Consider the following 12,183-nt stretch of genomic DNA (forward strand, 5'->3'; position numbering starts at 1 on the left):
GCCTCAGCTCCGTGCGGCGCCGGCCGCGGGCGCCTTCGCCTCGACGATGCGGGCGCCGTCGCGCAGCTTGCCGGTGCCGTCGACCACGATGCGGTCGCCCGCCTTCAGGCCCGACACGATCTCGGCCCGCCCGTCGCGACGGGCGCCCACCTTCACGCCGACCCGCTCCACGCTGCCGTCGGGGCGCGCGCGGTAGACGAACGTGTCGGTGCCGACCTGCACCAGCGCGATCTCCGGCGCCACCAGCGCGCGTCGCTCGGGCAGCAGCAGGGTGACTTCCAGCAGCATGCCGCTGCGCAGCGCGCGGTCGGGGTTGTCGAACTCGCCGCGCACGACGATCGAACGCGTGGCCGGATCCACCCGCGCGTCGACCACGCTCACGCGGCCTTCGAACTCGCGCCCCGGATACACCGCGCCGCGCGCCACCAGGCGCTGGCCCACGGCGACGCTGGCCAGCGCGGTCTCGGGCACGGGGAAGTCGGCGTACACGCGGTCGATGGCGTCGAGCGTGGCGATCGCCGTGCCCGGCGTCACCAGCGCGCCGGGGCTGACCTGGCGGATGCCGAGCACGCCGGCGAACGGCGCGCGGATCACGCGATCGCCGATCGCCGCGCGCACCTCGGCCACCCGCGCGCGGGCGGCGTCGCGCGCGGCGCGCTGGGTGTCCAGTTGCGAGCGGGCCACCAGTTGCCCGCGCGCCAGCTCGCTCAGCCGGCGATACTGCTGCTCGGCCTCGGCGGCGGCCGCTTCCGCCTCGGCGAGCTGCGCGCGCTGCGCCTGACCGCTCAGCGTCACCAGCGGCGCGCCGGCGCGCACGTAGTCGCCGCTGTCGAAGTGCACCTGCTGCACCGTCTCGCTGACCTTGGCGGTCACGGTCACCGACTCGCGCGCCTTCACCGTGCCCAGCGCGACCAGGGTGTCGGTCCAGGGCTGCGGCTGCAGCGTCCGCAGGGTGACCGGGATCGGGCGCTCGCCTTCGCGCGCCTGCCCGCTGCCCTCGCGCTGGCAGGCGGCGGCGACGATCAGAAACGCGCACGACAGGAAAAGACGCGTGAGGACTCGCATGCGGCTCCACAGAAGAGGGGTGGGTGCTGGACCTTCGGATCCTTCCGAGGGGCGGGCCCGGGGATGATAGCCAGCGGGGGCGACGGCACCGTGGCTGCGGGCGGCCGGCACGACCATAGAACCGGCCGGTATGACGCCCCAACCGATGGTCATCCGCCCGGCCTCGACGCGACCAGTGCCATGTTGCACGGTATGCCGCTCCCCCACGCGCCGACGCAGGCCCCGCCATGATCCACGACAGCATCCTCGATACCATCGGCCGCACCCCGATCGTGCGCCTGCATCGCATCGCGCCAGATCACGTCACGCTTTACGCCAAGGTCGAAGCGTTCAACCCCGGCGGCTCGGTCAAGGACCGCCTGGCGCTGGCGATCGTGCTCGATGCCGAGGCGCAAGGCCTGCTGAAACCCGGCGACACCGTGGTCGAAGCGACCTCGGGCAACACCGGCGTGGCGCTGGCGATGGTGTGCGCGGCGCGCGGCTACCGCTTCGTGGCGGTGATGAGCGAGACCTTCTCGATCGAGCGCCGCAAGCTGATGCGCGCCTACGGCGCGAAGGTGATCCTCACCCCGGCGGCGGAACGCGGCAGCGGCATGGTGCGCAAGGCGGAGGAACTGGCGAGGAAGCACGGCTGGTTCCTGGCGCGCCAGTTCGTCAATCCCGCCAATCCGGCGTTCCATCGCAGCACCACCGCGGCGGAGATCCTGCAGGACTTCGCCGGCCGCCGGCTCGATCACTTCGTCACCGGCTGGGGCACCGGCGGCACCCTGACCGGCGTCGGCGAGATGCTCCGGCTGGCGCGTCCGGAGGTGCGGATCACCGCCTCCGAGCCCGCGGGCGCCGCGCTGCTGTCCGGCAGCGAATGGCAGCCGCACAAGATCCAGGGTTGGACGCCGGACTTCGTTCCCGAGGTGCTCAACCGCGACGTCGCCGACGAGGTGGTGCCGGTCGACGACGTGCTGGCGCGCGACACCGCGCGCCGGCTGGCGCAGGAGGAAGGCCTGTTCGTCGGCATTTCGGCCGGCGCCACGGTGGCAGCGGCGCTCGACGTCGCGCGTCGCGCGCGGCCGGGCGCGGTGATCCTGGCCATGCTGCCGGACACCGGCGAGCGCTACCTGAGCACCTTCCTGTTCGAAGGCGTCGGCGAAGGCTCGGACGACGAATGGCTGCAGCAGGTGGAGGCCGGGCTGCCCTGACCGGCGCGCGCGCCGAAGCGCGGCAATCCGCGACCGCGGTCACGATGCTATCGTGCGGCCTCCCCGTCGCGAGGAGGCCGCATGATCACCCGGGAACAGCTCGTCGACCTGTTCGACAGCATCGGCGAGAACACCGACTGGGATCTCGCCGGCCCGATGCGCTGGGGCTATTACTTCACCGATCCGGACCGCCAGCGGCTCGAGCGCGTGGCGCCGCTGCTGGAGGCCGACGGCTACCGTGTCGTCGCCCTGTTCCCGGCGGAGCCGGAGACGCCCGACGGCGCCGAGAGCTGGTGGCTGCACGTGGAGCGCGACGAGCGCCACAGCGTCGACTCGCTCGACGCGCGCAACCGCGCGCTGCACCGCTTCGCCGAGACGCACGGGCTGGAGGCCTACGACGGCATGGACGTGGGGCCGGTCGAACCGGCGACGCATCCGGACTGACGCGCGTATGCGGCTGGAGACCTTGCACGCGGACATCACCACCCTCGCGGTGGATGCGCTGGTCAACGCGGCCAACGAAACCCTGCTGGGCGGCGCCGGCGTCGACGGCGCCATCCACCGCGCCGCCGGCCCCGGCCTGCTGGCCGAATGCCGTCGCATCCCCGAAGTCGCCCCCGGCGTGCGCTGTCCCACCGGCGAGGCGCGCATCACCGGCGGCCACCGCCTGCTCGCGCGGCACGTGATCCACACCGTCGGCCCGGTCTGGCGCGGCGGCGGCCACGACGAGGACGCGTTGCTGGCGCGCTGCTACCAGGCCTGCCTGGCGCTCGCCGAGGACCACGGCCTGCGCTCGATCGCGTTTCCGGCGATCAGCTGCGGGGCCTATGGCTTTCCTCCGCAGCGGGCGGTGCCGCTGGCGGTGGACAGCGTGCGCCGCTGGAACGCGCGTAGGCTCGACCGCGTCATCTTCTGCGCGTTCGACGCGCACATGCTGCGCCTGTACCGCGAGGCGCTCGGATGCGGATGAGCCGCCCGGTCCGCAACCTGCTGCTCGCCAACGGCGCCACGCTCGCCGCCGCGCTGCTGCTGGAGTGGGACGCGGGCTGGCTGCTGTGGCCGTACTGGATCCAGAGCGTGGTGATCGGCTGGTACGCGCGCAGGCGGATGCTCGCGCTGGTGCGCTTCAGCACCGAAGGCTTCACCTCCAACGGCCGCCGCGTGCCCGAGGACGAGAGCGGCAAGCGCTCCACGGCGAACTTCTTCGCCCTGCATTACGGGTTCTTCCACGTCGGCTATCTGGTGTTCCTGTTCGACCGCCACCCGGTAGGCGAATGGCGCGATGCCGCCGTCCTGCTCGCCTGCGGCGTGTCGTTCGTGCTGTCGCAGCGCGCGACCTATGCCGCGCAGCACGCGTCCGACCACAAGGGCCGCCCCAACCTCGGCGCGCTGATGTTCACGCCCTACCTGCGCGTGGTGCCGATGCACCTGGCGATCCTGCTCGGCGCGCAGAGCACCGGGCCGTGGATGCTGCTGGTGTTCACCCTGCTCAAGACCGCTTCGGACGTGCTGCTCGACATCGTCGACCGCCGCATCGCCGAACGCTCCGCCCTGCGCGCGGCCGCGGGCGGGGCCCGGTAGCCCGGCTAAGCGCAGCGCAGCCGGGGCCCGCTGGCCGTCCGCGGAGCCCGGTGCGTGCAGGACACCGACGCGGGCGCTTCCCCTCCCCTTCCCCCCTCCCCTTCAAGGGGAGGGCCGGGGTGGGGATGGGGTTCGCTGCGCAGCCTCGCTCCAACACCACCCCTCCCAAACCCTCCCCTTGAAGGGGAGGGCTTCCACTTGCGAGGTCGCGTGGCCTCCAAAAGAAAACGCCGGCGCGAGGCCGGCGTTTCCGAGCGACGCGTCGCGGCGATCAGGCCGCCTTCTTCCACTGCCCCAGCGCGGCCAGGCCGTTGTCGCGGGCGCGGGCGTAGACGGTCTCCTGCGCCTTGGCCCAGTTGCCCTGCATGTCCTGCGCCCACAGCTTGAGCGCGGCCTGCTGCATCGCGCGACCGTAGGAGAACGACAGCGGCCACGGATTCGGCCCCATCTGGTTCATCGCGTTGAGGTGCGCGGTGGCCTCCTCGTCGCTTTGGCCGCCGGACAGGAACACGATGCCCGGCAGGATCGCCGGCACCGACGACTTCAGGCACATCAGCGTGCTCTCGGCGACTTCCTCCACCGACGCCTTTTCCGTGCAGTCCTTGCCCGGCAGCACCATCGACGCCTTCAGGATCGTGCCTTCCAGCATCACGTTGTGCTGGTACAGCGAGTCGAACAGCGAGCGCAGCGTGACCTCGGTGACCTCGTAGCAGGTCTCGATGTCGTGGTCGCCGTCCATCAGCACTTCCGGCTCCACCATCGGCACCAGGCCCTGCTCCTGGCACAGCGCGGCATAGCGCGCCAGCGCGTGGCAGTTGGCCTCGATGCAGGTGCCCGACGGCATGTCCTCGCCGATGTGGATCACCGCGCGCCACTTGGCGAAGCGGGCGCCGAGTTGGGCGTACTCCTTCAGCCGGTCGCGCAGGCCGTCGAGGCCCTCGGTGACGACCTCGCCCGGGAAGCCGGCCAGCGGATGCGGGCCCTTGTCGACCTTGATGCCCGGGATGATGCCGTTGTCCATCATCACCTTGGTGAAGGGCACGCCGCCGCGGGTCGACTGGCGGATGGTCTCGTCGAACAGGATCGCGCCGGAGATGTACTCGCCGAGCTTCGGCGTGGTGAGCAGCAGCTCGCGGTAGGCGCGGCGGTTCTCCTCGGTGTTCTCCACGTTCACCGCGGCGAAGCGCTTGGCGATGGTGCTGGTGGACTCGTCGATCGCGATGATGCCCTTGCCCGGCGCGACCATCGCGCGGGCGGTCTCGGCAAGCTGTTCGATGCTCATGGTGTCCTTCGGGAGCGGCTGGGAAAGCCCGGGATTATAGCCGCCGGGCCCGTGTAGACGTATTCAATCCCCGAAAATCAGGCACTTGCGCATGGCATCCTGCCCCACCCGGTCGCAGAGCAGCTTCAGCCGCGACGAGACGGCCGTTGAGGTCAGGGTCGCGGCTGAAGCCGCTGCTATAACGGGCTACAGCTCGCCGAGGCCCTCGGCGCGGCCGTCGGGGCCGATCTGCAACAGACGCAGCGTATTGGTGGCGCCGTGGCGCTCCATGGTGTCGCCGCTGGTGAAGATCAGGCGGTCGCCTTCCTCGAGGAAGCCCATGTCGAACAGCCGTTTGGCGGCGCTGCGGGCCGCCGCGCTGGCGGCAAGGCCGCGGCTGTCGAAGTCGATCGGGTAGACGTCGCGCATCAGCGCCATCTTGCGGCGCGCGCCGTCGTGGCGGGAGAACGCATAGATCGGCGCGTGCGAACGGAAGCGCGACAGGAAGCGCGCGGTGCCGCCGGATTCGGTCAGCGCGACGATCGCGCGCACGCCGATGTGCTCGGTCAGGAACATCGCCGCCATCGCGATCGCCTGGTCGGCGCGCTGCAGGTTGCGCGGCGCGGCCTCGAAGTCGGTGTCGTGGTCGAACTGGCGCTCGGCGCCCAGGCAGATGCGCGCCATCGCCTCCACCGCGCGGATCGGATAGCGGCCGGCGGCGGTTTCCTGCGACAGCATGACCGCGTCGGTGCCATCGATCACCGCGTTGGCGACGTCGAGCACCTCGGCGCGGGTCGGAATCGGATTGTCGACCATCGACTGCAGCATCTGCGTGGCGGTGATGACGACACGGTTGCAGCCGACCGCCTCGCGGATGATCTTCTTCTGCAGGCCGGGCAACTCGGCATCGCCGATCTCCACGCCGAGGTCGCCGCGCGCGACCATCACCACGTCGCTGGCGTCGATGATCTCGGCCAGGTTCTCGATGGCTTCGGCGCGTTCGATCTTGGCGACCAGCGCGGCGTCGCTGCCGGCCGCCTGCGCGATCGCGCGCGCTTCCTCCATGTCGGCGCGGTTGCGGCAGAACGAGACGGCGATGAAGTCCACGCCGATGCGCGCGGCCACGCCGATCAGTTCGCGATCCTTGTCGGTCAGCGCGCCGAGCGACAGCCCGCCGCCGAGCTTGTTGAGACCCTTGCGGTCGGACAGCGGACCGTCGTTCATCACCTCGGTGACGATGCGCTCGCCTTCCACGGCCTGCACGCGAAGCTGCACCAGGCCGTCGTCGAGCAGCAGCACGTCGCCGGGGACGACATCGTTCACCAGACCGAGGTAGCTCACGCCGACCGCGGTCTCGTCGCCCGGCGGCGCGTCCGCGCGCGCGATCAGCTCGAAGCGCTGTCCCGCGCTCAACTGCACGCGGCCCTGGGCGAAGCGCTCGATGCGGATCTTCGGCCCCGGCAGGTCGGCGAGGATGCCGACCTCCACGCCCACCCGCTTGGCCGCCTCGCGCACCGCATGCGCGCGCGCGATCTGGCTGGACGGATCGCCGTGCGAGAAGTTCAGCCGCACCACATCCACCCCGGCGCGCAGCAGCGCGTCGAGCACGCCCGGGGGATCGGTCGCGGGACCGAGGGTGGCGAGGATCTTGGTGCGGCGGCGGCGTTCTGTCATGGGCAGTGGAGCGTTCGACCTGCCGGAACGCTAGCACACGCCTCGCGCGGCGGTATCGCCGCGCTTGCGGGACGCGGGTGAATACGAATCCAGGGCGGCTGGGAGCAGGGAAACAGCGAGCGATCTCATGCGTCAGCGACGACACGTCGCAGGGCCGTGGTCCCACGCGCGCCCGACCAATGCGGCCGCGCCTGCGGCGCGTTCCCCTCACCCCAACCCTCTCCCCCGACGAGTCGGGGGAGAGGGAGACAAGCCGTGCCCTGGCGTCGCCACGCAGAGATGCCCCTCTCCCGCGAGCGGGAGAGGGGTTGGGGTGGGGGCGCGCCGCAGGCGCGCAGGTCGGCTCAGCCCGCGCGCGCCTTCAGCGCGGCCACCGCCGGCAGTTCCTTGCCTTCGAGGAACTCGAGGAACGCGCCGCCGCCGGTGGAGATGTAGCTCACCTGTCCCGCGATGCCGTACTTGTCCACCGCGGCGAGCGTGTCTCCGCCGCCGGCGATCGAGAACGCGTCCGATCCGGCGATGGCGCGCGCGATCGCCTCGGTGCCCTTGCCGAACGCATCGAACTCGAACACCCCGACCGGTCCGTTCCACACCACGGTGCCGGCGTCGCGCACCAGCTCGGCGTAGCGGGCGGCGGTCTGCGGGCCGATGTCGAGGATCATGTCCTCGCCGCCGACCTCCTCCACCGGCTTCACCATCGCCGGCGCGTCGGCCTTGAACTCGGGCGCGACCACCACGTCGGTCGGCAGCGGAATCTCCGCGCCGTTCTCGCGCGCATGCGCCATGATGCTGCGCGCGGTGTCGATCAGATCGCTCTCGATCAGCGAGCGCCCGACCGGGTGGCCGGCCGCGGCGATGAAGGTGTTGGCGATGCCGCCGCCGACGATCAACTGGTCGACGCGGTCGACGAGATTGGTCAGCAGTTCCAGCTTGGTGCTGACCTTGGAGCCGGCGACGATCGCCAGCAACGGACGCGCCGGGTTGTCGAGCGCCTTCGCCAGCGCGTCGAGCTCGGCCATCAGCAGCGGGCCGCCGCAGGCCACCCTGGCGTGGCGGATGACGCCGTGGGTCGAGGCCTGCGCGCGGTGCGCGGTGCCGAACGCGTCCATGACGAACACGTCGCACAGCGCGGCGTACTTCTTCGCGAGCTGCTCGTCGTCCTTGCCCTCGCCGACGTTCATGCGGCAGTTCTCCAGCAGCACGAGCTGGCCCGGCTGCACGTCGACGCCGTCGACCCAGTCGCGCACCAGCGGCACCTCGCGGCCGAGCAGTTCCGACAGCCGCTTCGCCACCGGCGCCAGCGAGTCGGCCTCGCTCCACTGCCCTTCCTTCGGACGGCCGAGGTGCGAGGTGACCATCACCGCGGCGCCCTTCTCCAGCGCCAGCCTGAGGGTCGGCAGCGCGGCGGCGATGCGCTGCTCGGAGGTGATCCGGCCGTCCTCGATGGGCACGTTGAGATCCTCGCGGATCAGCACGCGCTTGCCCGTGAGGTCGAGATCGGTCATCCGCAGGATGGGCATGGGAAGGCTCCTGTGAGGGGTCGGCATGAAGGCGCAGGCCCCGTGCGCGACGGGGCCTGCGAGTGCGGTGCGGATTCTAGCGGCGGTCGCGCAGGGGCGCGTGCAGGCGGGCGCGGCGGCGTGCGGCCGCTCAGGCCGCGGACCCGGCGGCGCGCGGCCGGCGCAGCAGGCTCAGCGCGAAGCCGGCGACGAGCAGCGCGCCGAGCACCAGCACGCCCCACAGCAGCCAGGTCTTCCAGTCGCGCGGCGCTTCCAGCGCGGCATCGCCGGCCAGCATCTGCGGCGGGCCGAGGTAGGCCGGCGCGGGCTGCCAGTCCTCGCCGCGCTGACGCCGCACCGCGGCCACCAGTTCGCCCAGCGGCGCCTCGGCGCGGCTCGCGCGCGCACTGCCGGCGGCGAGCGCATACGGCGGCCGGCCCTGGGCGACGAACACCACCACCTCGGGGCGGTATCCCAGCCGCAGGCGCGGCAGCGCGCCCGCGGCGCCGTCGGTGCCCAGACGCCAGTGGCGGTCGCGCACCACCGTGCCGAGCGCGCGCGCCTGCGAGCGGGTCGCGGGCGCCAGCCGCCAGGTCATCCCGTCGTAGATGCGGCCCTGCCAGGGCGCGCGCTCGTCGGCGCGGCTGTGCAGTTGCCAGCGCACGGCGTGGTTGCCGGGCAACGCCACGTCCACCGCGCGCACCGGGAACGGCCCCTCCAGGGTGTACGCGTAGGCCGTGCGTTCATCGATCCGCATCGGCGCGGCGGTCAGCTCGATCCACCGCATCGGCGTCTCGGGCGCGGTCGAGGCGAGTTCCGCCTCCACGCCGGTGATGCGGAACACCGCATCGCTCCGGTCGGGCGTCAGTCGCAGGTAGCGCGCGCGCTGGTAATGCGGCATCAGGCCGAACAGGTCGATGCGCCGCTGCAGCAGGCGCCGCCCTTCGCGCTGCAGATCGACCAGACGGCCGCGCGCGGCGATCGCCTGCCAGTGTTCGAGATCGTCGCTGGCCTCGATGCGGTAGCCGAGGTCCAGCGCCTCGACCGGTTCCCAGTGCAGCACCAGCGCGTTGACCGGCTCGCGCACGCGGCTGAGGTCGATCAGCAGCGCCGTGCGCGGCGCGTCGTCGGACATGCCCGGCGACATGCGCGCCTCGACCCGGCGCAGGCGGCCGTCGGCATCCGCTTCGCTCACCAGGCTCCACGCCCGGCCGTCGGCGGCCGGCGTGGACGGCAGCGCGAACCACGGCAGCGACAGCCGGGGCGTGGCGCGCGCGAGCGGCTGCTCGGGCGCGAACACCGCGGTCGGCACCGGATTGCCGTCGGCGTCGATCACCACGAGGTCCTTCAGCGCCGGCGAGCGCGCCTGCCGGTACACGGTGTCGTCGAGCGTGACCCGGTAGGCGCCGGCATCGTCGCGCGCCAGCGTCAGCGGCCACTGCCGCGCGTAGTCCTGCCGCGGCGCCGCGTGCGCGAGCAGCGGAAGCAGCAGGCAGACGATCCATCCCAGGCGTTTCATGCCGCAGGCTCCTTGGAGGAAGAACGCGGCGGTACCGGCGCCAGGTAGCCGACCGCCGTGCACAGCAGGCCATAGGCCAGGAACGAGACGATGCCGAGCAGGTTGCCCAGATGCTGGCGATCCAGCAGCACCAGCTTGGCCAGCACCACCGCCATCAGCAGCGCGCCGCCGAGCCAGACGTCGCGCGCGCCGCGCCGCGAACCGAGCACCCAGCCCGCCACGCCCAGCGCGCTCCACACCACGGTCAACGCGGTCTGCACGACGCCGGTGCGGAACATCGCCTCGTCCCACGGCACCGCGGCCCAGTGGTGGGCGGCGCGCAACGTCGCCGCGGTGACGAACGCAAGTCCGGCACCGGCGAGCAGCGCGCCGCGGCGCGCGCGCAGGTCCTGCGGCAGCGCGTGCGCCCAGCGCGCCAGCAGGCCGAGCAGGGCGATCTGCGCCAGATCGAGCGGATTGAGCAGCGGCGCGTAGGGCAGCGGCGCCGAGTCGCCCGGCAGGAACAGCGCGACGAACGCGGTGAGCGCGAAGCCCACGGCCAGAAGGCCGCGCACCGCGTCGCGCCAGGCCTCGAACCGCGCCCCGAACGGCACCGCGACGAGCATCGGGCGCCATTCCACCAGCGCGGCGAGCGCCAGCCACGGCAGCGCGCCGGCCGCGAACCGCCAGCCCTGACCCAGCGCGGCCTCACCCGCCAGCGCCTCCAGCGTCAGCGACAGCGCCAGCCCGAGCGCGGCGAGCCAGGCGACGTGCGCGAACGGCCGCGCGCCGCCATCCGACTCGTCGTCGGCGAACCGCGTATCGTCGGCGCCGCGCTGCCGCAGCGCCGTCAGCGCGCGCATTCCGCCCAGCGCATAGGCGAACCACGCCAGCGCGCCGAACGCGCCGCCGAGCGGATGCCCGTGCGTCCCGCGCTGCACCCAGGCCAGCAGCAGCGGCGCGGCCAGCATCGCCGCCAGCGTCCATGCCGGACCGCGGCCGCGCTCGCGCCGGAACGCCTCGCCGGCCAGCAGCGCGGTCAGCGCCGCGAACGCGAGCAGCGCGTCCGGTTGCGCGTCGTCGCCGGCGAACCGCATCACCTCGCGCGCGCCCGCCGCCAGCCACCACGCCAGGCCCCAGGCGTAGTACGCGCCGGCCGCACCCGCGGCGCCGGCGCGGTGGTAGGTCCACGCGCTGGCGAAGCCCGCCAGCGCCAGCAGCAGCGCGGCCATGAACGTGCCGTTGGCGACCGCGACCGTCTCGCGCGCGCCGCCGTCGAGCGCGAACGCGAACGCCACCGCCGCCGCCAGTTGCAGCAGGGCCCCGGACGCCTGCGGCAGCCGCCGCCCCTGACGCACGCCCAGCCACGCCAACCCGGCGCCTTCGAGCGCGAACACCGCGCCGGTCGCCTCGGCCGACAACGCCAGCGGCACCGCCAGCGTCGCGAAACCGACCGCCAGCACCGCGTACGGCAGCACGAACGGCGCCAGTCGCTCGCTGCGGCGCACCGCCGCGCCCAGCACCGCGTACAGCGCGGCCAGCCCCAGCGCGTTGAACGCCAGCGGCAGGCGCGCGCCGTCGAGCAGTCCCGCCTGCAGCGAGAACGCCACCAGCGGCGTGCCGAACAGCAGGCAGCCGTCGATCGCATCGCGCCGCCCCGGCGCGCGCAGCCGCGCGAACAGCAGCGGCAACGCGAGGTAGAGCGCGAAGAACAGCAGCAGGTACGGCTCGGTCGTGCCGAAATGCTCGGGGCGATAGCGCAGCACGCCCCACAGCGCGCCGATGCCGAACGTGAACGCGAAACCCAGCACGTTGAGCAGCCGCCATGCGCGGCGCCAGGCGATCGCGAAGATGCCGAGGTTGAGCACCGCGTAATAGCCGAACAACGCGACGTGGTTGCCTTCACCGGTGGAAAGCCACAGCGGCGCGAGGAACCCGGCCAGCAACCCGAACACCGCCAGCGCCCGCGCGTTCTGCACCACCGCCAGCACGCCGAGCGCGGCGACCAGCACCACGCTCAGCGCGAACGCCGCCTCCATCGGCAGCAGCCGGTACAGCCTGGCGGCGGCGAATACGGTCAGCAGCAGCACGCCGACCGCGCCGCCCTGCAGCGACAGTGCGAAGCTGCGCCGGCGCTCGCGCTGCCGCCACGCGAACACCAACCCGGCGAGCGCCGCCGACGCAACGCCGGCCAGGCGCAGCTCGATCGGCAACCGCAGCCAGCCCTGGTCGCTCGCGTACTTGAGCAGCGCCGCCACGCCCGCGAACAGCACCAGCATGCCGACCTTGACCGGCACGTTGCCCTCGGTGAGCCAGCGCCGCGCCGCGCGCAGCGCGAGCGTCGCCGGATCGGGCGCGGCGGGCCGCGGCGCGGGCCGTGGCGCGGGGGCGGGCCGAGGCGGCAGCGGC

10 protein-coding genes are annotated in these 12,183 nt (G+C 72.8%); 4 read left to right on the top strand and 6 right to left on the bottom strand.

All coding sequences use genetic code 11. From position 1 onward, the window contains the following. Positions 1–3 precede the first annotated feature (3 nt). The gene (locus tag FQY64_RS07605; RefSeq protein ID WP_146473517.1) at positions 4–1,065 is read right to left on the bottom strand and encodes an efflux RND transporter periplasmic adaptor subunit; all 1,062 of its coding nucleotides are present in this window, start codon (positions 1,063–1,065) and stop codon (positions 4–6) included. A gap of 227 nt (positions 1,066–1,292) precedes the next feature. Here FQY64_RS07605 and cysK point away from each other — a divergent pair, with 227 nt between their 5' ends. The 4 genes from cysK to FQY64_RS07625 all read left to right on the top strand — a co-directional run bounded on the left by cysK (position 1,293) and on the right by FQY64_RS07625 (position 3,842). After that, positions 1,293–2,261: a cysteine synthase A gene (cysK, locus tag FQY64_RS07610; protein WP_146473519.1), complete on the top strand. Its 969-nt coding sequence runs from the start codon at positions 1,293–1,295 to the stop codon at positions 2,259–2,261. An 81-nt stretch (positions 2,262–2,342) separates the two neighbouring features. After that, a complete protein-coding gene (locus FQY64_RS07615) occupies positions 2,343–2,705 on the top strand; it encodes a ribonuclease E inhibitor RraB (protein WP_146473522.1) in 363 nt (120 codons plus the stop codon). A 7-nt stretch (positions 2,706–2,712) separates the two neighbouring features. Further along, positions 2,713–3,231: an O-acetyl-ADP-ribose deacetylase gene (locus tag FQY64_RS07620; RefSeq protein WP_146473524.1), complete on the top strand. Its 519-nt coding sequence runs from the start codon at positions 2,713–2,715 to the stop codon at positions 3,229–3,231. Next, positions 3,228–3,842 (top strand): DUF6498-containing protein, encoded by a 615-nt coding sequence (locus tag FQY64_RS07625; RefSeq protein ID WP_146473526.1) that lies wholly within the window; start codon positions 3,228–3,230, stop codon positions 3,840–3,842. Before FQY64_RS07620 ends, FQY64_RS07625 begins: the two co-directional genes overlap by 4 nt. 271 nt (positions 3,843–4,113) lie before the next feature. Here FQY64_RS07625 and FQY64_RS07630 read toward each other — a convergent pair whose 3' ends face one another. The 5 genes from FQY64_RS07630 to FQY64_RS07650 form a co-directional block, all read right to left on the bottom strand. Then, on the bottom strand, positions 4,114–5,124 hold the full coding sequence (locus FQY64_RS07630) for a class I fructose-bisphosphate aldolase (RefSeq protein WP_146473528.1): 1,011 nt from the start codon (positions 5,122–5,124) through the stop codon (positions 4,114–4,116). A gap of 186 nt (positions 5,125–5,310) precedes the next feature. Further along, positions 5,311–6,777, bottom strand: coding sequence for a pyruvate kinase (gene pyk / locus FQY64_RS07635; protein WP_146473530.1), 1,467 nt, complete (start codon positions 6,775–6,777; stop codon positions 5,311–5,313). A gap of 344 nt (positions 6,778–7,121) precedes the next feature. After that, positions 7,122–8,297, bottom strand: coding sequence for a phosphoglycerate kinase (locus FQY64_RS07640; protein WP_146473532.1), 1,176 nt, complete (start codon positions 8,295–8,297; stop codon positions 7,122–7,124). Positions 8,298–8,427: 130 nt separating this feature from the next. Next, positions 8,428–9,795: a DUF3999 domain-containing protein gene (locus tag FQY64_RS07645; protein ID WP_146473533.1), complete on the bottom strand. Its 1,368-nt coding sequence runs from the start codon at positions 9,793–9,795 to the stop codon at positions 8,428–8,430. After that, positions 9,792–12,183, bottom strand: a 2,392-nt coding sequence (locus FQY64_RS07650) for a DUF2339 domain-containing protein (protein ID WP_146473535.1), incomplete at its 5' end; no start/stop codon positions are given. The genes FQY64_RS07645 and FQY64_RS07650, both read right to left, overlap by 4 nt.

It is taken from the genome of Vulcaniibacterium thermophilum, from assembly GCF_007923255.1.
Taxonomy (GTDB): Bacteria; Pseudomonadota; Gammaproteobacteria; order Xanthomonadales; family Xanthomonadaceae; genus Lysobacter_F; species Lysobacter_F thermophilum.